The organism is Acinetobacter sp. 479375, assembly GCF_000581715.1.
Taxonomy (GTDB): Bacteria; Pseudomonadota; Gammaproteobacteria; order Pseudomonadales; family Moraxellaceae; genus Acinetobacter; species Acinetobacter ursingii.
On record NZ_JEZN01000017.1, the window covers coordinates 38,845 to 58,334 of the forward strand.

General features: G+C 38.1%; 19 protein-coding genes, 1 tRNA gene and 3 pseudogenes. 12 read left to right on the top strand and 11 right to left on the bottom strand.

Annotated elements, in window-relative coordinates; translation table 11 throughout:
- Positions 1 to 259: 259 nt before the first annotated feature.
- Positions 260 to 1,696 (top strand): diguanylate cyclase domain-containing protein, encoded by a 1,437-nt coding sequence (locus tag J500_RS12905; protein ID WP_004986989.1) that lies wholly within the window; start codon positions 260 to 262, stop codon positions 1,694 to 1,696.
- A gap of 22 nt (positions 1,697 to 1,718) precedes the next feature.
- Here J500_RS12905 and ykgO read toward each other — a convergent pair whose 3' ends face one another.
- Together ykgO and J500_RS12915 are read right to left on the bottom strand one after the other, a co-directional pair.
- Positions 1,719 to 1,844, bottom strand: coding sequence for a type B 50S ribosomal protein L36 (gene ykgO, locus J500_RS12910; RefSeq protein WP_010588981.1), 126 nt, complete (start codon positions 1,842 to 1,844; stop codon positions 1,719 to 1,721).
- Positions 1,845 to 1,990: 146 nt separating this feature from the next.
- On the bottom strand, positions 1,991 to 2,173 hold the full coding sequence (locus J500_RS12915) for a hypothetical protein (RefSeq protein WP_004986994.1): 183 nt from the start codon (positions 2,171 to 2,173) through the stop codon (positions 1,991 to 1,993).
- Between the two features lie 216 nt (positions 2,174 to 2,389).
- On the opposite strand from J500_RS12915, the gene J500_RS12920 reads away from it, so the two are divergent.
- Complete coding sequence (locus J500_RS12920; RefSeq protein ID WP_034699926.1) at positions 2,390 to 3,622, top strand: pyridoxal phosphate-dependent aminotransferase; 1,233 nt, start codon at positions 2,390 to 2,392, stop codon at positions 3,620 to 3,622.
- 82 nt (positions 3,623 to 3,704) lie between these two features.
- Here the strand turns inward: J500_RS12920 and J500_RS12925 are convergent, their stop codons facing one another.
- Positions 3,705 to 4,130 (bottom strand): hypothetical protein, encoded by a 426-nt coding sequence (locus J500_RS12925; protein ID WP_004996721.1) that lies wholly within the window; start codon positions 4,128 to 4,130, stop codon positions 3,705 to 3,707.
- 238 nt (positions 4,131 to 4,368) lie between these two features.
- Here J500_RS12925 and J500_RS12930 point away from each other — a divergent pair.
- Positions 4,369 to 4,444 (top strand) — tRNA-Asn (locus J500_RS12930).
- A 161-nt stretch (positions 4,445 to 4,605) separates the two neighbouring features.
- Here J500_RS12930 and glnA read toward each other — a convergent pair.
- Positions 4,606 to 6,015 carry a type I glutamate--ammonia ligase gene (gene glnA / locus J500_RS12935; RefSeq protein WP_004987001.1) on the bottom strand — a complete coding sequence of 470 codons (1,410 nt, stop codon included), beginning with the start codon at positions 6,013 to 6,015 and terminating at the stop codon, positions 4,606 to 4,608.
- 359 nt (positions 6,016 to 6,374) lie between these two features.
- On the opposite strand from glnA, the gene yddG reads away from it, so the two are divergent.
- Positions 6,375 to 7,250: an aromatic amino acid DMT transporter YddG gene (yddG, locus tag J500_RS12940; RefSeq protein ID WP_004996720.1), complete on the top strand. Its 876-nt coding sequence runs from the start codon at positions 6,375 to 6,377 to the stop codon at positions 7,248 to 7,250.
- A gap of 99 nt (positions 7,251 to 7,349) precedes the next feature.
- On the opposite strand, the gene J500_RS17155 is transcribed toward yddG, so the two are convergent.
- Both J500_RS17155 and J500_RS12945 read right to left on the bottom strand, forming a co-directional pair.
- Positions 7,350 to 7,493: a zinc ribbon-containing protein gene (locus J500_RS17155; protein WP_004987005.1), complete on the bottom strand. Its 144-nt coding sequence runs from the start codon at positions 7,491 to 7,493 to the stop codon at positions 7,350 to 7,352.
- 357 nt (positions 7,494 to 7,850) lie between these two features.
- Entirely contained in the window at positions 7,851 to 8,276 is a 426-nt protein-coding gene (locus J500_RS12945; RefSeq protein WP_004996716.1) for a hypothetical protein, read from the bottom strand.
- Positions 8,277 to 8,421: 145 nt separating this feature from the next.
- On the opposite strand from J500_RS12945, the pseudogene J500_RS17160 reads away from it, so the two are divergent.
- Positions 8,422 to 9,013, top strand: a pseudogene (locus tag J500_RS17160) (transposase); the annotation flags it as partial.
- A gap of 25 nt (positions 9,014 to 9,038) precedes the next feature.
- On the opposite strand, the pseudogene J500_RS12950 reads toward J500_RS17160, so the two are convergent.
- A pseudogene (locus J500_RS12950) lies at positions 9,039 to 9,766 on the bottom strand (IS3 family transposase).
- A 93-nt stretch (positions 9,767 to 9,859) separates the two neighbouring features.
- Between J500_RS12950 and istA the strand changes: the two are divergent.
- From istA to istB, 3 genes are all read left to right on the top strand, one after another.
- Positions 9,860 to 10,606 (top strand): IS21 family transposase, encoded by a 747-nt coding sequence (gene istA / locus J500_RS17720; protein ID WP_004996708.1) that lies wholly within the window; start codon positions 9,860 to 9,862, stop codon positions 10,604 to 10,606.
- Positions 10,489 to 10,923, top strand: coding sequence for a Mu transposase domain-containing protein (locus J500_RS17885; RefSeq protein WP_373866501.1), 435 nt, complete (start codon positions 10,489 to 10,491; stop codon positions 10,921 to 10,923). The genes istA and J500_RS17885 overlap by 118 nt, the downstream gene beginning before the upstream one ends.
- A 214-nt stretch (positions 10,924 to 11,137) precedes the next feature.
- The gene (gene istB, locus J500_RS12965; RefSeq protein ID WP_227613765.1) at positions 11,138 to 11,884 is read left to right on the top strand and encodes an IS21-like element helper ATPase IstB; all 747 of its coding nucleotides are present in this window, start codon (positions 11,138 to 11,140) and stop codon (positions 11,882 to 11,884) included.
- Between the two features lie 450 nt (positions 11,885 to 12,334).
- On the opposite strand, the gene groL is transcribed toward istB, so the two are convergent.
- Positions 12,335 to 13,969, bottom strand: coding sequence for a chaperonin GroEL (gene groL, locus J500_RS12975; protein ID WP_004996627.1), 1,635 nt, complete (start codon positions 13,967 to 13,969; stop codon positions 12,335 to 12,337).
- 58 nt (positions 13,970 to 14,027) lie between these two features.
- Positions 14,028 to 14,318 carry a co-chaperone GroES gene (groES, locus tag J500_RS12980; protein ID WP_004939735.1) on the bottom strand — a complete coding sequence of 97 codons (291 nt, stop codon included), beginning with the start codon at positions 14,316 to 14,318 and terminating at the stop codon, positions 14,028 to 14,030.
- Between the two features lie 48 nt (positions 14,319 to 14,366).
- On the opposite strand from groES, the gene J500_RS17410 reads away from it, so the two are divergent.
- The gene (locus tag J500_RS17410) at positions 14,367 to 14,519 is read left to right on the top strand and encodes a hypothetical protein (protein WP_155118756.1); all 153 of its coding nucleotides are present in this window, start codon (positions 14,367 to 14,369) and stop codon (positions 14,517 to 14,519) included.
- Here the strand turns inward: J500_RS17410 and J500_RS12985 are convergent.
- Both J500_RS12985 and J500_RS12990 read right to left on the bottom strand, forming a co-directional pair.
- A complete protein-coding gene (locus tag J500_RS12985) occupies positions 14,516 to 15,277 on the bottom strand; it encodes a metallophosphoesterase family protein (protein ID WP_004996626.1) in 762 nt (253 codons plus the stop codon). The two genes, J500_RS17410 and J500_RS12985, sit on opposite strands and share 4 nt — an antisense overlap.
- Positions 15,258 to 16,193: a diacylglycerol/lipid kinase family protein gene (locus J500_RS12990; RefSeq protein ID WP_004990181.1), complete on the bottom strand. Its 936-nt coding sequence runs from the start codon at positions 16,191 to 16,193 to the stop codon at positions 15,258 to 15,260. Before J500_RS12990 ends, J500_RS12985 begins: the two co-directional genes overlap by 20 nt.
- Positions 16,194 to 16,589: 396 nt before the next feature.
- Here J500_RS12990 and J500_RS12995 point away from each other — a divergent pair, with 396 nt between their 5' ends.
- From J500_RS12995 to J500_RS13005, 3 genes and pseudogenes are all read left to right on the top strand, one after another.
- Complete coding sequence (locus J500_RS12995) at positions 16,590 to 18,419, top strand: phosphoenolpyruvate carboxykinase (GTP) (RefSeq protein WP_004996623.1); 1,830 nt, start codon at positions 16,590 to 16,592, stop codon at positions 18,417 to 18,419.
- 134 nt (positions 18,420 to 18,553) lie between these two features.
- On the top strand, positions 18,554 to 18,928 hold the full coding sequence (locus J500_RS13000; RefSeq protein WP_004996622.1) for a hypothetical protein: 375 nt from the start codon (positions 18,554 to 18,556) through the stop codon (positions 18,926 to 18,928).
- Positions 18,929 to 19,031: 103 nt separating this feature from the next.
- Positions 19,032 to 19,490 (top strand): annotated as a pseudogene (locus J500_RS13005) (IS5-like element ISAba10 family transposase); the annotation flags it as partial.

The following is a 19,490-nucleotide window of genomic DNA, read 5'->3' on the forward strand; positions in this document are numbered from 1 at the left end:
TGCTCTTTTATTCCTTTATAAAAGAGCTTTATAGATTTCTCTTATTCCGTCTTTTTTTATCTCTGCCTTGCAAAGAAGAATAAATAAAATTGAATACGTGATGAAAGAAATCTTATGCTGACTCTTTCACAGCAAAACTATGGATACTTTTGCTCACCTACTTCACATAAATTGTCTATTTTTTACACCTTACTATTTCCAAGTGTAACTGTTGGTTTTATACTCCATGAAAAATAAATAATTCATTGGAATTTCCTGAATGCAGACTTTAGATTCATCTATTTTTGACCTTGCACCGATTCCAATGTGGCTGGAGGATTATAGCGATATAAAAATCCAGTTTGATGCATGGCGCGCTCAGGGGGTCGAAGATTTACACGCATTTTTAAGCGAAGATCTTGATCGGGTACGCCAATGCGCTCATAAAATAAAAATCATCTCGGTCAATCAACAAACACTGGATTTATTTGAAGCAAATTCACAGGAACATTTATGTAGCAATCTAGATCGTATCTTTCAGGAAGATATGTTCAAATCTCATATTTATGAATTAATTGATTTATGGAATGGTAAAACTCATTTTTCGAGTGTAGCAGTCAATTACACTCTGTCTGGAAAACGTCTGGACATTCAACTACGTGGGTCAATCCTTCCTGGATACGAACAATCTTTTGAACGGTTACTCATTACTACTGAAGATGTGACTTCTTATCAAAACGCACGTAGATTAGAAGAAAAAAATCGCAGATTGGCTGAAGCAAGATTTGTATATTCACCTGCTTCTCTTTGGGTTGAAGATTTCAGTCGGGTCAAAGTTCGAATTGATCAATTAAAACAGATTGGAATTGATGATTTTCGAACTTTTTTAGATGTACATCCTGAGTTTGTTAATCAATGTATTGAGGATATTTTAATCCTCGATGTCAATCAGGCGACACTCGATTTATTTCAAGCCCCTGATAAACAAATCCTGCTCAAAAATATCCATAAAGTTTTTTCAAATGAGATGCTAGGCACCTTCCGCGAGCAACTGATTGAGTTATGGAAAGGTAATATTCATCATCAACGCGAAGCGGTGAATTATGCACTAGATGGCAGTATTCGTAATGTGTTGTTGCAGTTTACTGTTTTTCCGGGCTATGAAAAGGATTGGGGGCTGGTTCAAGTTGCTTTAACCGACATCACTGCACGGAAAAAAGCAGAAAATTATCTGGAATATTTGGGCAAACATGATGTGCTGACCAAACTATATAATCGCTCGTTCTTTACGGAAGAACTTAATCGTCTGGAACGTAGTATCTTGCGACCTGTTTCCTGTATTTTTCTGGATATGAATGGCTTAAAAGAAGTCAATGATCAACTAGGGCATGACGTGGGCGATGGTCTATTACGTCGTGTTGGCAGTGTCTTAACTCAAGCAATTCAAAATACAACCTATACAGCGTCACGTATTGGGGGAGATGAATTTGTCATCCTGATGCCAGGAACAGATGAAACCGCAGTTTTGGTGATGCTACAAACCATTCAGGAACTGTTTAATATTGACAATCAATACTATTCAAGCCAGCCGATTAGTATGTCATTTGGGTCTGCGACCACACTTGAAAATGAAAGTATTGAAGCCATGCTTAAACGCGCCGATCAACAAATGTATCAGCGCAAAAAGCATTTTTATCAGGATAAAGAGGCGAGTTAAAAAAACAGGCAAAGTCCTGTTTTTATCCTTGACGTGCCTTAAAACGTGGATTGGATTTGCAAATCACATACAGCTTGCCACGACGACGAACAATTTGACAATCTGGCGAACGCTTTTTTGCACTTTTAAGAGATGATAGAACTTGCATATATAAGACCCAATAATAGATATGTTATAATATAACATTAATCTAAAACATCATCTTGCGTCAAGTCACAATGTTTATAGTCGTAAAAAAGCCTTTCATGGTTACATGAAAGGCTTTTGATTTAGCGTAAAGAAAATAGCTTAAAATTAGCGTTTTCCCATTGATCTACGCGTACCACGTGGCGGCATCCAAGTACGATCTGCATATTGTTCAGGTTTTGGGCGAACCTGATTATGCACAGCATCTTCGTCATCGCAATCTGCCGCTTGAGGCATTGGAAAAGGTAATTTCACTAAAGCCTTTTTCGCTTTGGGCTTTTGTTCACTCATGATGTTCACTTAAATTTTGGGTGACCTTTGGTTATTTTAAATGATTTTCACCTAAGATGCCGCTAAAAATAACAAAGTAAATGTCTATTCGTTTATTTGAATTACACTCGTGTCATGTTTTTTATAAATTTGTTTTGATAATAAAACACGTCTCAACAATTTTGGGCTAAGATAGTATGCTTTTATTTTTTTAATCCCATAAGAAGGAATGCTGCCGTGGACGTACGTCTGTCTGATCGTGTGAATGCCATCAAACCGTCCCCTACTCTTGCTGTTACCAACAAAGCTGCTGAACTTAAAGCAGCAGGTAAAAATGTGATTGGTTTGGGCGCAGGTGAACCAGATTTTGATACCCCGCAACACATCAAAGATGCTGCTATTGAAGCCATTAATAATGGTTTTACTAAATATACAGCGGTTGATGGTACGCCAGGCCTAAAAAAAGCAATCATTGCAAAATTTAAACGCGACAATAATCTTGATTATCAAGCGAACCAGATTTTGGTATCGTGTGGCGGTAAACAATCATTTTTTAACCTTGCATTGGCATTGTTAAATAAAGGTGACGAAGTCATTATCCCTGCACCTTACTGGGTAAGTTATCCAGATATGGTGATTATCGCTGAAGGGACACCTGTGATTGTAAAATGTGGTGAAGACCAACGTTTTAAAATTACGCCAGCACAATTAGAAGCAGCGATTACACCAAATACTCGTTTATTGGTACTAAATAGCCCTTCTAACCCAACAGGCATGATTTATACCAAAGCTGAACTTGAAGCATTGGCTGAAGTTTTACGCAAACACCCACAGGTTTATATCGCTTCTGACGATATGTATGAACCGATTCGTTGGGAAGATGAGTTCTACAATATCGCGACTGTTGCTCCAGATTTGTATGACCGCACTATTGTTTTAAATGGTGTATCTAAAGCCTATGCCATGACAGGCTGGCGTATTGGTTATGCAGCAGGTCCAGCAAAGCTCATCGGCGCGATGAAAAAAATTCAGTCTCAATCCACTTCAAACCCAACTTCGATTTCACAAGTTGCTGCTGAAGCTGCATTGAATGGCCCACAAGATGTACTTGAGCCAATGATTGAGGCATTTAAACGCCGTCATGATTTAGTTGTAAATGGCTTAAACGAAATTCATGGTATTAGTTGCTTACCAGCCGATGGCGCTTTCTACGCTTATGCCAATATTCGTCCACTCATTCGTGCCAAAGGTTTAAAATCTTGCACCGAGTTTTCTGAATGGTTACTTGAAGAAACAGGTGTTGCTGTTGTACCGGGTGATGCTTTTGGTCTGGGTGGCTTTATGCGTATTTCTTATGCGACAGCAGATGAAGTTTTAGTCGATGCTTTAGCGCGTATCAAAAAAGCAGCTGAATCTATTGATGGCATCGATGCTGCGATTGCCTCTATTGAAGCTGAGAAAAAAGCTTAATCCACTTTTGCAAATAAAAAAATCTATCTTCGGATAGATTTTTTTATTTTATAAGTAAGGAAACTCGTTCAATTGATTAAAATTAACTATAACGTTTAGGTCGTTCCAGACTTAAATAATGACAATAATAAGGCAAGGTTTGATCTAGGGTAATTTCTTTAATCTGCTGTTCTTCTGTACTCCAAGCCAGCGCAGAAGTTTTGGCAAATAAACCTTTACGCTCAATTGCAAAAAGAAATAGAGAGTTGTACCAGCATTCGCTCAATTGCGTCCATAGTCCATGATTGACATCATTTAGAACTTTTACCTGATGCTCAGTCCATTTATCCCCAAACCATAATTGTAACAAATCACCTAGATAGATTTTTTCTTCACTCACGATAGAAAAATGAATGTGAGCATCTTCAACAGGCTGATAATACAAAACGGGATCACGCACAATATCCAGATATTGAGCTTGATAAAATTTAAATTGAGAGAAGATATCTTGAATATGAAGAATTGGCATAATACTGCCCTCCGATTTAGCCATTTAGTGCTGGCAAGTTGGGTTAAATCCACACAGTTTGAATGTCCATTCAAACACTCTTACGCTGTCAAACATAGCAATCTACAACTCAAAGCACAAGTATTTTTATGTCAGATATAGTATTTGTTCAAATAAACATCATACACACGGAAAATGAAAGAAACATGACAGATTGGACTTGACCGTATTTAAAATCCCCTTATAATCGCTTTCAGATTCTCCCATAGCTCAGTCGGTAGAGCGACGGACTGTTAATCCGCAGGTCCCTGGTTCGAGCCCAGGTGGGAGAGCCAAATACAAAAAAGCCCGCAGCATTAAAGCGGGTTTTTTTATGCCTGAAATTTATGATTTAAGTCTTCACTATTATTCTATTTTCTTGATTCCATCAATATAGCATAAAATTTAAAGTATAAAAAAAGCCCGCATTAAGCGAGCTTTCTTAAATCGATATGGATTACAAGCTGTAGTACATATCAAATTCAACTGGATGAGTCGTTGTATTTAAACGACGTACATCTTCAGTTTTAAGTTCGATATAAGCATCCAACATTTCTTTCGTGAACACACCACCTTTAAGAAGGAATTCGTGGTCATTTTGAAGTGCTTCAAGCGCCATATCTAGGCTGTGAGCCACTGTTGGGATTTTTGCTTCTTCTTCAGGAGGAAGATCATACAAGTTTTTGTCAGCCGCTTCGCCCGGATGGATTTTGTTTTGAATCCCATCAATCCCCGCCATTAACAATGCTGCAAAGCCCAAGTACGGGTTCATCATTGGATCTGGGAAACGAGCTTCGATACGCTTGCCTTTCGGGCTAGACACGTAAGGAATACGGATAGACGCTGAACGGTTACGTGCAGAGTAAGCAAGCATAATTGGTGCTTCGAAGTGAGGAACCAAACGCTTATAAGAGTTTGTAGACGGGTTTGTGATTGCATTCAATGCACGAGCGTGCTTGATGACACCACCGATGAAGTAAAGTGCCATTTCTGACAAACCAGCATATTCATCACCAGCAAACAAGTTCTTGCCATCTTTAGAGATCGACATGTGAACGTGCATACCAGAACCATTATCACCTACCATTGGTTTAGGCATAAAGGTTGCTGTTTTTGCATATTGATGCGCAACGTTCCACACTGCATATTTGAATTGTTGTACTTCATCAGCTTTACGAACAAGTGTATTGAAGCTCACACCAATTTCTAACTGGCAAGATGCAACTTCATGGTGATGTACTTCTACACGACCTGGACCCATGATATCTTCAATTTTTGCACACATTTCTGCACGCATATCTTGTGAAGAATCCACTGGTGGAACTGGGAAATAACCACCTTTAACACGTGGACGGTGACCAGAGTTACCAGATTCATAGTCTTTACCAGTCGACCATGCAGCTTCTTCAGCGATCAATGTATGACGAGCGCCAGACATATCGATGTCCCATTTTACTTCGTCAAATACAAAGAATTCTGGCTCTGGACCAAAGAATGCCGTATCACCAATACCAGTTGATTTTAAATATTCTTCTGCACGACGAGCGATCGAGCGTGGGTCACGTTCATAGCCTTGACCAGTTGAAGGTTCAATAACGTCACAAGTTACAACCACTGTAGGTTCAGCAAAGAACGGGTCGATAAAACCAGTTTCTGCATCCGGACGTAAAATCATGTCAGAAGCTTCAATGCCTTTCCAACCTGCAATTGAAGAACCGTCGAACATTTTACCGTCTTCAAATGTATCTTCATCAATTGAATCTGCTGGATAAGTAACGTGTTGCTCTTTACCTTTAGTATCCGTAAAGCGAAAATCGACCCATTTAGCGCCACTTTCTTTGATGAGTTCGAGGACCTTGTTCGCCATGCTCTGTATGCTCCAATGAAGTATTATTGCACTTGTGAAGTGCGTGTTAGTCGTTGGCTATTATAAAGCAATTCCCATACCAACTTTTTGAGACTATTCTAATTTATTGAATTCTTTAGCAGAATATTAAAAAAGACCTGTTTATCCCATTGCTATTATACTGCTTGCAATTTTAATTGCACCATATTCAAACATTTTCATTTTAGCGCAATTTAACTGTTAAATTTATGAACCATATTGGTGCGTTTTCATTTTTTTGTCTTAATGCGGTGCATAACTTTGAAATTAAAATATCCTCATTATTCTTATTTTGTTTAAAATGGACAAATTGTTTGCACTGGTAATGTTAGATGAAACCCATGATTGCCAATTTTCTTGGATTTTCTTCCATTTTGATTTGGGCGAGTATCGTGGGTGGCGTCAAACTGGTGACCGAGCAATTAACCCCTATGCTTGGTATTGCACTACTTTATAGCGTCAGTGCATTCAGTATTGTGTTATCCAACCCCAAAGCCTTAAAAATAGCCTTACCACCAAAATATTTAGTCTATTGCGGCAGCTTTTTTGTTCTTTATGAAATTTTGTTTTTAACTTCAATTGGTCTATCTCATACACGTGAAGAAGCTTTGATCTTGGCGATGATTAACTATTTATGGCCAAGTTTGACTTTATTGTTTGCTTATCTCTATCGACAGCTTTCTTTTCAACTCCCTGCATTTTTAGGCATTGCTATTTCTGTCGTAGGGTTAGGGATTGTCATTAACCCTCAACTTTTTCATTTGTCTTTATTTTTAGATACTATTTCTAAAAATCCTGTCGCCTATTTATTGGCTTTTGTGGCGGCAATTTTATGGTCGTTATATTGTGTGCTGACTCGAAAATTGGCACAAGGTCATAATGGCGTTCCTTTATTTTTTTGTTTTACGGCTATCGCACTGTGGATTTTGTTTTTTATGACACATCAGTCGTGGCAAATGCCTTCTTTAAAACTGTGGCTTGTGATCATTGTCATGGGAACCTTAATTGGGATTGCCTATAAAAACTGGAATCAAAGTTTACAGTTTGGACAGATTCAATTGTTATTAATGGCGACTTATTTTACCCCTGTTCTATCAAGTATATTTGCCAGTGTATTGCTACGAACAGTTCCAGAAGGGACGTTTTGGATTGGAACGTGTTTAGTGAGTTTCGGCGCTGTTGTATGTTGGAAATTTAGTCGAGATATTGAGACTTAAATTTTACCCACCTATTTTTATAAGCGAGAATAATAAAAAGCCCTGTCGATGGACAGGGCTTTCATTCAAAACAGCGGATAACTGTTTGATGTGTGCAGCTTAAGCAAGCTTACTGTTAAATTGCTTGCCAAGGCATTTGGTACACGGAGGTAAACGATCAGTACCAATTTCTAAATAAACGCGATGTCCGCATTGAATACAAAAATAGAAGCCTGTTCCAGGTTTTTCGCCAGCAGTAACCATTTTTGCTCTCCATAGATTTTAGAAATGGTTCATATACTATAGCGTGATAGTTTTGATTATTTATTGACCTTTCTGACGAGTGGTGGTGGCGGAAAGGTGAAGTATGAAATGTGTAGGGTTTTTCCTTGTAAATTTTAGGGATTTAGCGAATTAGATATCTTAGTCATTTTCTTAAAATAAACTTATACAGGAACAGAATATTCCAGAACATAAAACAACAATAATAAGTTTAAGCATCAGGATGTAAGGTACGACAAGGAGTTATACCTAGTAACGAAATACGAAAAAAAACTCGACTGGATGCCAGGCTTTTTTTATTAGTTATGGAAAATGTTTTATGATACTTAAATAGCTATTTTATTTATTATTTAATAGCGAACCAACAAGAATTGTACCACTTGGGAGTAAAACACTATCATATGTAAAAATAAGGCCATCATATTTATCTGCTATCTCAAATAAACTTTGCCAAATAGCAGGGTTCTCATCAAATTCTTTATCAGTAACAAGTCCTAATACTACCTTTGTATGACTAATTACGTAAGAAGTATCATCCTTGCGTTTTTGATCTTGATCTAGAGAAGCTATATAACGCTGAAAACATTGTAAATGATTTGGAATTTCTTGAGAAGGCATTACATAAAAACGTACAGTATCCTTACCCAATACAACATCATAATAAGAAGCATTTTCTCCTAGGTCTTTATCACGTTCTACATGATCAAAAACTTCTCGTAAATCCACTTCATCTCTTTGAATATAAATACAACCATTTGCTGGCATAAAATTCTCGTTACTATTAATTTAAAATATTGCTATACTAAACTAACTTAATTAACCCGAATCGCGGATAAGAAATTGACTTGAAAAATAAGAGGACTAGAGCCATCAGTTGTGTTACCACACCAAACTCGCAACTCTAGTCCTGATGTTCGATAGTACCGAATTATTTTGCATAATTGATGATTTCTTTCTTAAATTTGAAGCAACTTATTGGCAATTCCTTAAGCCTTAAGCAAAGCCATCGTTTCTCAAGAATCCCAACAGCACACTTGAGTATTTCAGAAATTACTTTTATTTCCATTTGGTATAAATGCTCTCATTTCAACAATTTCAAAGCATTTTTCACATGGTTGAAGCAAGATAAAAGATATTTATTCAAACGCTTGCCCTGTTACCAACGAATGATCCATCTCATCAATATACACTAATTGGCATTACATGCTTTATATGTAGCTCCAACGAAAGGTCAAAATAGCCAATATTTATGGATCGATTCTACCACTTTACCTGTCTGTAAAAATCAACAGATTCGACACCATAAATCATTAGCTAAAATCTCGTCTCGCGGTAAACGCTAAATGGGCTGGTTCTATGGCTGTAAATTACATGTTGCGATGACTCAACTTGTCGAAATCGTTTGTTTAGCCCTATCTAATGGACACGTGGCTGACATAAAAATAGATGAGCATTTAGTTGATGGTTTAGAAGCAAAACTTTATGCGAATCGCAGCTATATGGGAATCCTCCCATAAATAACCGAAGTTAAAAGTAGAGGTTAAGCAGCCGCCTTTCTTTGTTGGCTTGGTGCGGTCTTTCATGATTGTAATGCCACAGCCAGTTTGTTGTATAATCTTGTACTTCATCCAAAGTATCAAATAAATGTTTGCTCAGGCAACTATAACGTATGGTTCGATTATAACGTTCAATATATGCATTTTGCTGTGGTTTACCTGGTTGAATATATTCAATACGAATACCGTGTTCAGTTGCCCAGCGTACGAATTCATGACTGATAAACTCAGGTCCATTGTCGCATCTAATCACTAAAGGCTTTTCTCGATATTCTAACAACTGATTGAGTGCTCGAATAACTCGTATTGCAGCTAATGAAAACCCCACTTCAATGGCTAAGCCTTCGCGGCGGTAATCATCAATTACATTCAATAATCGAAACTTGCGACCATCGGAAAGCTGATCGTGCATAAAATCCAGTGACCAAAATTGATTTTCTCGGATTGGTTCTTTCAGTGGTTCAGGTGCATGCCGTTTTAGTCTTCTTCTCGGTTTAATACGCAGATTCAGTGCCAACTCACAGTAAATGCGGTAAACCCGCTTGTGATTCCAGCACTACCGCCATATTTAGCACGCCATTTATAGAATGTAGTATTGCTCATGCCATGTTCACGGCAAAGAGTAGTTACAGGTGTACCAGATTCCGCCTGTTTCAAAATGAACATGATCTGACTGTCAGTAAATTTAGATGTTTTCATGCGGAATCTCCTGCTTGTATCTTAAGAGAAAATTCTACTTTTAGTTCCTATTATTTTTAGGGGGGATTACCACAGGAACTATCACGTAAAAATATGACTTTAGAACTTCTTTGGCAAGAATACAGAGAAGAATTCGGCTTTAATGGTTATTCGTACTCGTGGTTTGTTAAATTATTCAATCAATGGTGTAAAGTTCAAAAAAAGAGCATGAAGCAATTTTATAATGCTGGTGAATTTTTATTTGTGGACTTTTGTGGACAAACCATTCCAATTTATGATGCCAAAACGAATATGGAAAAATTTAAAGCACAAATTTTCGTTGGTGTGATGTGTAACTATTCTTATAACGTTATACATGCAGTTCCAGATCAAAAGATTAAATCTTGGATTGAATGCCATATTGAAGCATTTAAGCAATTAGGAGGTGTTCCGCAATATATTATGCCAGACAACTTAAAAGCTGCTGTCATAAAACATACTCGTTCTGAAATTATTATCCAAAAGGATTTTAATGAGTTCGCTGAACATTATAATTTCATTGTTTATCCTGCTCGCTCACGAGAACCACAAGATAAAGCATTAGCTGAGAAAGGTGTTCAAATCATTCAAACTCAGATTCTCGCTAGACTAAGAAATCAGCGTTTTTATTCATTGACTGAATTGAATAAAGAACTTTATATACATAACCAAAAAATCAATGAAAATAAACTAAGACCTTTCCTATGGGGAAGACACAGCTACTTTTACACACTGACAAGGTTGCACTATCACCATTACCAGAACTGCCATTTGAGATATGTGAACATAAGTATAATGTACGTGTTAATGAATTTGGTCTGATTGAGTGGAATAAGCATTTTTATTCAGTACCTCATCAACATGTACATTGCCTAGTTGATCTTAAAGTGACACAACAGATGATTGAAATTACACATCAGCGTCAATTTATTGCTCAACATTTATTAAATGATCAAACTGGTGGCCATACGATTTCATCCGAGCATATGACTGAGACACAACGAGCTTATAAAGAATTAACTTTACCTTATCTTATCGAATGGGCAGAAAAACAGACCCATATACGACTGAATTTGTTCAAAAGAAAATTTCGGAGAGACGTGATTTTGCGAACGGTATCCGTACAGTACAACGATTAAAGCAATGGTCTAATCAATCAGGATACACAAATGAAGATTTAGAGTCTGCTTTTCAATATGCAATAAAAATTAATGCTTTAACTTTTGACAGAATAAAATCCATTATCCAAAAATAAGTATATGGTAGCCCAAGAGAGACTCCTACTACTAAACTCACTTTGCATCACAATATCCGAGGTGCCGATTATTTTTATATCAATAAATTAGGAGATAAATGATGTTATCACCTGATTTAAGCAATAAATTGGTTCAACTCAGATTATCAGCTATGGTCAAAGTCTTAGATTTACATTTGGTTGACCCAAAATTCTTAGAATTAACGTTTGAGCAACAACTCACTCATATTGCCGATGCTGAAATTTCAGATCGTGCCAATAGAAAAATTAGTCGACTGTTAAAAAATGCAAGTCTGAGGTACCCGCGAGTATCAATAGATAATATTGACTATCACGCAGAAAGAGGTATTCATAGACGCCAAGTTTCAACATTATTTGATAATAAATGGATTCAGCATCGTCAAAATTTAATTATTCTTGGTGCAACTGGAACAGGAAAAAGTTGGTTAGGTTGTGCCTTTGCAACACATGCTTGTCGCCATCATTATATCGTTTTGTATTTCAATACTAATACTCTGTTTGAAGCACTAGCTCTTGCTGTAGCAGATCGAACGCTACCGCAGTTAAGACGTAAGTTGATTAATACTAATCTATTAATTATTGATGACTTTGGCTTGGGAAGCATAGATTCGCATTTAGCATCTATATTTCTGGATATCATTGACCTACAGGCAGTTAATGGATCATTACTTTTAACAAGTCAATATCCCACATCCGTATGGCATAGTCGATTTGAGGATCCCACGCTAGGAGATGCAGTTTTAGATCGAATCGTACACAAAGCTCATCTTATAGAGTTACAGGGAGAATCTATGAGGAAAAGACAAGGTAAAAATACAAACTAATTTTTAGAAAGGCTGAAAATGTCTCCTTTATTTTATGTATGTAAAAATGGTCAGGTTAAAAAGATTTTGGCTGGTCAGATCAAAAGAGCATGAGTGGTCAGGTTGATAGATATTTTGCAATTAAAACTGGTCGCGTGGCAAGACCAATCAAAGATGGACGTAAAAATTATTGGCTTAATAGCTATGTCCTTTCCTGTATTATTCATGAGGAAAACTCCATTCTTACCTCAGAATGAAATAGCTGTTGTTCTAAATCAAAAACGCCTGATTTTTCTCAGGCGTATTTTTTCAATATTTTCATTCATCCAATCGTTAAATTCTTATCTAATATGATGACTTTAGTTTTTAAGAGATCTAGTAGGTCTATAAAATTAAAAAGGTCACAAACAAAATTTGTGACCTTTTTTAACAAACTCAAATTTGAGTAAGTTTAAATTACGGTTGAGCAGCTTACATCATACCACCCATACCACCCATGCCGCCCATATCTGGCATAGCTGGTTTGTCTTCTGGGATATCAGTAATCATCGCTTCAGTGGTCAACATTAAACCTGCAACAGAAGCTGCATGCTCAAGCGCAGAACGTGTTACTTTCGCTGGATCAAGAATACCCATTTCAAGCATGTCGCCATATACACCTGTCGCAGCGTTGTAACCATAGTTACCTTCGCCCGCTTTCACAGCATTGATCACGACTGAAGGTTCATCACCTGCGTTCGATACGATTTGACGAAGTGGTGCTTCGATTGCACGGCGTAAAATATTGATACCCACAGTTTGGTCATCATTGGCGCCTGTTAAACCGTCAAGTGCATTTACAGCACGAACCAGTGCAACACCACCACCAGCAACAACGCCTTCTTCAACCGCAGCACGCGTTGCATGAAGCGCATCGTCAACACGGTCTTTCTTCTCTTTCATTTCAACTTCAGTTGCTGCACCAATTTTGATGACTGCAACACCGCCTGCTAATTTAGCAACGCGCTCTTGAAGTTTTTCTTTGTCGTATTCAGAAGTTGACTCTTCAATTTGAGCACGGATCTGTTGAACACGCTCAGCAATCGCATTGGCATCACCTGCACCATCTACAATCACAGTATTTTCTTTAGAAACTGTGATTTTATGCGCTGTACCTAAATCTTGAAGAGAAGCTTGTTCAAGCGACATGCCCACTTCTTCTGAAATCACTGTCGCACCAGTCAAGATCGCGATGTCTTGAAGCATTGCTTTACGACGATCACCAAAACCAGGTGCTTTAACTGCACATACTTTGATGATACCGCGCATGTTGTTCACAACAAGTGTAGCAAGCGCTTCACCTTCAACATCTTCAGCAATAATAAGAAGTGGCTTACCAGTTTTTGCAACCGCTTCTAAAACTGTAATCAATTCACGGATATTGCTGATTTTTTTATCAACAAGAAGAATGAACGGATTTTCAAGTTCAGCAGTTAAAGTATCTTGCTTGTTTGCGAAATATGGTGAGATATAACCGCGGTCAAACTGCATACCTTCTACAACATCAAGCGCATCTTCAAAGCCTGAACCCTCTTCAACGGTAATCACGCCTTCTTTACCCACGCGTTCCATTGCTTGAGCGATCAATTTACCCACAGTTTCGTCAGAGTTTGCAGAAATTGAACCAACTTGTTCAATCGCTTTAAAGTCATCAGCAGGTTTCGCTGTTGCACGAATATTTTCTACAACTGCTTTCACCGCGATATCGATACCACGTTTAAGATCCATTGGGTTCATACCAGCAGTCACTGATTTGATCCCTTCGTTAAGGATCGCTTGAGCCAGTACAGTCGCAGTGGTTGTACCGTCACCCGCAATATCATTGGTTTTGCTTGATACTTCACGTACAAGCTGCGCACCCATGTTTTCAAACTTATCTTTTAGCGTGATTTCTTTAGCAACCGTCACACCATCTTTAGTGATATGCGGTGCACCAAAAGAACGATCTATCACGACATTACGACCTTTAGGGCCTAAAGTCACTTTCACTGCATCTGCAAGAACATTGACACCTGCGATCATTTTTGAACGCGCTGAATCACCGAATTTAACGTCTTTAGCTGACATTATTTACTCCAAATTTTATATATGCTTGATCTGATTTATCAATGAGTTAAGTAAAAATTTAGCCTTCAAGTACAGCTAAAATGTCAGATTCTTTCATGATTAAGAATTCATCACCATTTACTTTGACAGTAGTGCCTGCATAAGTACCAAATAACACTTTATCACCCACTTTAACGTCTAATGCACGAACGCCGTTGTCAGTGATTTGACCATTACCTACTGCAATTACTTCACCTTGAGCAGGCTTTTCAGCAGCAGAACCTGGCAATAAAATTCCGCCAGCCGTTTTTGTTTCTTCTTCAACACGACGAATTACTACACGGTCATGTAATGGACGAATGTTGCTCATAAATAACTCCATCAGACTAAGTCTATGATTTGATAAATGATGCTTACCATGATTATTGCTTTAGCAAGCACCAAAATGAATTTGATGACACTTTTGTGGGGATGGAAAAAAACGCTTCAAGGGGAAAAATCAAAAAAAATGCTATTTTTTGTGTTTTTTTTAAACACTCAAACACTTTGCTTGTTTTTAGCTTCAGATTAATTGTGCAAAACAAAGGATTTTGTCCTTTCATCGAACCAAAAGTGCTGAATCAGTCCATCATTTGAAATTGTATTAAAACTATTCGGCAAGCCTTTATGTAAACGATAAGAGGTTGCTGTACCCGCATGAATATCATAAACAGGATGATCAATTTTCAAATCATAAATTTGAGTTAAGTTATACACCGCAGTTTTATGTAAATGCCCATGTAATACCCCAAATAGACCACTTCGACTCCAGTTCTCAAGTGCCATTCTCCCTAGCACTGGACAATCTTTTATTCCATGTGGATCATCTGGAGAAGTGTAAAAAGGTTGATGTAATACCACCAGTTTTAACTTATCATCAGGCGCGTGTTTTAAGGTTTCATTGGTTCTCTGAATTTGCTCAAGTGAAATATATCCCCGCGTATGGTAACGCCGACGAATACTATTCACCCCAACAATAAAAAAATGTTCAGTTTGTAAAGTTGGCTCTAATTCACCAAAAAAGAATTGATAACGCGCAAATGGAGAAAAAAAACGATTCCATAAATTATACAAAGAAATATCATGATTCCCTGGCACCACAATATAGGGAATTTTAAGAGAATCCAAAAACTGCCGACAATTATAAAACTGAATAAATTTTGCACGTTGTGTTAAGTCCCCACTCACCACAATGAGTTCTGGACGATGCTCCTGACAAAATTTTTCGATTGCAATTAGACATTCTGGCTTTTCCGTACCAAAATGCAAATCAGACAGATGAAGTAGCATCGACAGGCACCATGATACTTAATGCATTTTTTGCCACAGCAAGTGTCAAAGGCGTCTTCAATTCTTCGATTTCGCCATCTACAGCAACCGTTAAAGTTTTACTTTTTGAATCGACCACTACCTGATCGGCAGCAAAACTATAGACATCTTTGGCATGTTCGAGATCCCCTTTGATCAATTGAAATAACATGCGAAATAAACTCAATTTATCACTTTTGGCGACCACAATGCCTGCAACATGACCTTCTTCAGCACATTCAGCAATATTCAGATTCATTTCTTGTAATTGCAATTTATTATTGCCAAAAAAGACCAGCGATGTTTTAACAGGATAAACTTGCCCATCAACAGTTAATGAAAGTTTTAATTCTTTATGATCACGAATTAAGACATCAAGCCCAGATGTATATGCATTTAAAGTATGTCGACCCAAACGTTGATTATATTGCTCACGTTTTTGAATAAATAAAGGATAGAGACCCAAGCTGGCATTATTTAAATAAATTCTGTCGTTGATCGTTCCCAAGTGAACATTTTTAGGTGTTCCCGTTGCAATCACCTCAGCCGCTTGAAGCAAATCTTGAGGGATATTTAAAACACGCGCCACATAGTTAAACGTGCCTAAGGGCAAAATCCCCATCGGAATATCTGTGTATTTGAGCTTAGAAGCCACTGCATTTAATGTCCCATCCCCACCTGCTGCAACCACCACACCATGATCATCGCCATGATGACGCACAAGAACTTGCTGCATAAAATCGTCGAAATTATCCTCAACACTCAATTCAAAGACCTGAATCTCAAAATCATGCTGGGTAAAAATCGTCATGATTTGCTCATATACGCCTTCTTTATTGGATGCATGGAATCCAGATTTTTCATTATAAATAAGGGATAAAGGTCGAAGTGTTGGCATATTTATCGTTCTAAGCTGATGATTTATCCTATTTTTGTCCAAGAATTAGACAAATAAAATACGCTTTATGTAAAATTTAAATGATGATCATTTATTTAATCGATAATTGTTCTCAAATTTATTTTAGAATCAAGACTTTGTTTTTTATAAACATTTAATTAAAAAATAACATATATTACATATCTTAATACATATATTTAGTGCTTCATAATTATATTAAATTAATGATTTATATAGAGTTAAACTATTTTTGGACCTACTACTCTAATTTAGTCTTTAGTCTTATTTTTTTTGTCATTTTATGCTTTAATAGCGCCACTTTTTTTTACTTCATCTACTTGCTGTATCTCAGCATCTAGATTTGTACTTTAGTACGTTTTTTAAATAGGCCTCACCATGACCCAAGTGAACGCACCAGAATTCGTTCGTCATCCTAAGCTTATTGCATGGGTTGAAGAAATTGCAAAATTAACCAAACCTGCAAAAATCGAGTGGTGTGACGGTAGCGAAGAAGAATATCAACGTCTAATTGACTTGATGATCGCCAACGGCACAATGCAAACACTCAACCAAGAAAAACATCCAGGTTCTTATCTTGCAAACTCTGACCCTTCTGACGTTGCGCGTGTTGAAGATCGTACGTTCATCTGTTCTGAAAAACAGGAAGATGCGGGTGCGACAAACAACTGGGAAGCGCCAGCAGCGATGCGCGCAAAACTCAACGGTTTGTTTGATGGCGCAATGCAAGGTCGTACCATGTATGTGGTTCCATTCTCAATGGGTCCTTTGGGCAGCCACATTGCACAGATTGGTATCGAATTAACTGATTCTCCATACGTTGCTGTCAGCATGCGTAAAATGGCACGCATGGGCAAAGCGGTTTATGACGTTCTTGGCACTGATGGCGAATTTGTACCCTGTGTTCACACGGTTGGCGCGCCTCTTGCTGAAGGCGAAAAAGATGTTGCATGGCCATGCAATCCTGAAAAATATATTGTTCACTACCCAGAAACGCGTGAAATCTGGTCTTACGGTTCAGGTTATGGCGGCAACGCATTGCTCGGTAAAAAATGTTTAGCACTTCGTATCGCGTCTGCAATGGGCCGTGAACAAGGCTGGCTCGCTGAACACATGCTGATCTTAGGTGTCACTAACCCTCAAGGTGAAAAGCACTACATCGCAGCAGCATTCCCATCTGCTTGTGGTAAAACCAACTTTGCAATGTTGATTCCACCAGTAGGTTATGAAGGCTGGAAAATTGAAACTGTTGGTGATGATATCGCTTGGATCAAACCAGGTGAAGATGGTCGTCTGTATGCAATCAACCCTGAAGCTGGTTTCTTCGGTGTTGCGCCTGGTACAAACACCAAAACCAACCCGAACTGTATGGCAACCCTACACAAAGACGTGATTTATACTAACGTTGCTGTGACTGATAATGGTGAAGTATGGTGGGAAGGTCTATCTAAAGAAGTTCCAGCAAACTTGACCAACTGGAAAGGTCAACCTCATGTAAATGGTGAAAAAGCAGCACATCCAAATGCGCGTTTTACTGTTTCAGCAGGCCAATGCCCTTCTATTGATGCTGACTGGGAAAATCCAGCAGGTGTTCCAATTTCTGCATTTATCTTCGGTGGTCGTCGTGCCGATACGGTTCCTTTAGTTTCTGAAGCATTTGACTGGGTTGATGGTGTTTATAAAGCAGCAACCATGGGTTCTGAAACTACTGCGGCGGCTGTTGGTCAACAAGGCGTAGTACGTCGTGACCCATTTGCTATGTTGCCATTTACTGGTTACAACATGGCGGACTACTTCCAACACTGGTTAGAAGTGGGTCAGCAAGTCGGTGAAAAAGCTGAAGCTGCGGGCAATAAATTACCAAAAATCTTCAACGTCAACTGGTTCCGTCGTGATGCTGAAGGTAACTTTGTATGGCCTGGTTTTGGTCAAAACATGCGTGTGCTTGAGTGGATGATTGACCGTGTTGAAGGTCGTGCCAATGCAGTTGAAACACCAATTGGTTATGTTCCAACTTATGACGATCTTAACTGGGCAGGTACAGATTTTTCTAAAGAAGAATTTGATCTGATCACTGCACAAGACAAAGATCAGTGGATTACTGAAATCGAAAGTCACACAGAATTGTTTAACAAACTTGGTGATCGTTTACCACAAGCATTAAAAGAACGCCAAGAAGCGTTATTAAATGCGGTTAAAAACCACTAAATCATTTAATCGGATCATAAAACAGGCCATTTAAATGGCCTGTTTTATTATGTGCAATATGCTAAGCAATATCGGCAAATAATCTTTAATATACTGATAAATTTTATTTTTTTACAACCAAAGAGAAACAAACAATGAAAAAACTTGTTCTTTGTACTTTGTCTTTACTTGCTCTTTGCAACACCACCCATGCAAATGAGGTAACAGCAAATGAAAAAGCGAAGAATCATTTCGGGGTATGCCTTATTAGTGGTGTTCCATCACAGCAATATGTGGTCGTTAAACGTGTAAAAGTTGCAAAAGGCACCTATGGAAGTGTTGAAGAACTCTATCCAAAATTAGGCAATGCTGCGCAAAAACTGAATGCCAATGCGATTGTGGATTATAATGCGAGTCAACGTTTTGGCTTTTGGCCATGGCGGATCGTTCGTCCTGTAGCAACAGGGACAGCAGTCAGATGGAATACACCGAATGTAGATTGTCAAAGTTTAGGAGGTAAGGAAATCTAAACGTCGATCAATTGTTTTATAGCTGCATAAATCGACTTTATGTAGCTTTTATTGATATTAAGGGCTTTGTTGCATAAATAAATTTCATCCCCATACATGTTAGATGAATACAGAATCAAAAAGCCGATACAAAACAACGAACTGGTCTGAGTACAATCAGGCTTTACGTCAACGGGGTGCTTTCACCATTTGGTTTGATCCCCAAATGCAATGGTCTGCAACACCTACTGGAAAAAAAGGACGTCAACCTACCTACACTGATATAGCAATTCAATTTGCCCTGACGATACGAAACCTGTTCCAACTGGCTTTACGCCAAACACAAGGTTTCATTCAAAGCCTTTTTCAAATGGCTCACCTCGACTGGAATGTTCCAGACTTCTCAACATTGAGTCGGCGAGCAGATAAGCTGCAGCCACTTCTACATAAATCAGCAAAAAATCCACAGGAAGACTTGCATATTTTAGTTGATAGCACAGGGATCAAAGTTACAGGTGATGGGGAATGGGTGCGTAAAAAACATGGCGTAAACCAACATCGTCAATGGCTGAAATTACATCTT

What these genes read in the sequence shown, in the direction of transcription:
- J500_RS12905 (WP_004986989.1), top strand. Translation starts at nt 260, where the DNA reads ATGCAGACTTTAGATTCATCTATTTTTGACCTTGCACCGATTCCAATG.
- ykgO (WP_010588981.1), bottom strand. Translation starts at nt 1,844, where the DNA reads ATGCAAGTTCTATCATCTCTTAAAAGTGCAAAAAAGCGTTCGCCAGAT.
- J500_RS12915 (WP_004986994.1), bottom strand. Translation starts at nt 2,173, where the DNA reads ATGAGTGAACAAAAGCCCAAAGCGAAAAAGGCTTTAGTGAAATTACCT.
- J500_RS12925 (WP_004996721.1), bottom strand. Translation starts at nt 4,130, where the DNA reads ATGCCAATTCTTCATATTCAAGATATCTTCTCTCAATTTAAATTTTAT.
- glnA (WP_004987001.1), bottom strand. Translation starts at nt 6,015, where the DNA reads ATGGCGAACAAGGTCCTCGAACTCATCAAAGAAAGTGGCGCTAAATGG.
- yddG (WP_004996720.1), top strand. Translation starts at nt 6,375, where the DNA reads ATGATTGCCAATTTTCTTGGATTTTCTTCCATTTTGATTTGGGCGAGT.
- J500_RS17155 (WP_004987005.1), bottom strand. Translation starts at nt 7,493, where the DNA reads ATGGTTACTGCTGGCGAAAAACCTGGAACAGGCTTCTATTTTTGTATT.
- J500_RS12945 (WP_004996716.1), bottom strand. Translation starts at nt 8,276, where the DNA reads ATGCCAGCAAATGGTTGTATTTATATTCAAAGAGATGAAGTGGATTTA.
- istA (WP_004996708.1), top strand. Translation starts at nt 9,860, where the DNA reads ATGACTTTAGAACTTCTTTGGCAAGAATACAGAGAAGAATTCGGCTTT.
- J500_RS17885 (WP_373866501.1), top strand. Translation starts at nt 10,489, where the DNA reads ATGGGGAAGACACAGCTACTTTTACACACTGACAAGGTTGCACTATCA.
- istB (WP_227613765.1), top strand. Translation starts at nt 11,138, where the DNA reads ATGATGTTATCACCTGATTTAAGCAATAAATTGGTTCAACTCAGATTA.
- groL (WP_004996627.1), bottom strand. Translation starts at nt 13,969, where the DNA reads ATGTCAGCTAAAGACGTTAAATTCGGTGATTCAGCGCGTTCAAAAATG.
- groES (WP_004939735.1), bottom strand. Translation starts at nt 14,318, where the DNA reads ATGAGCAACATTCGTCCATTACATGACCGTGTAGTAATTCGTCGTGTT.
- J500_RS17410 (WP_155118756.1), top strand. Translation starts at nt 14,367, where the DNA reads ATGATTATTGCTTTAGCAAGCACCAAAATGAATTTGATGACACTTTTG.
- J500_RS12985 (WP_004996626.1), bottom strand. Translation starts at nt 15,277, where the DNA reads ATGCTACTTCATCTGTCTGATTTGCATTTTGGTACGGAAAAGCCAGAA.
- J500_RS12990 (WP_004990181.1), bottom strand. Translation starts at nt 16,193, where the DNA reads ATGCCAACACTTCGACCTTTATCCCTTATTTATAATGAAAAATCTGGA.
- J500_RS12995 (WP_004996623.1), top strand. Translation starts at nt 16,590, where the DNA reads ATGACCCAAGTGAACGCACCAGAATTCGTTCGTCATCCTAAGCTTATT.
- J500_RS13000 (WP_004996622.1), top strand. Translation starts at nt 18,554, where the DNA reads ATGAAAAAACTTGTTCTTTGTACTTTGTCTTTACTTGCTCTTTGCAAC.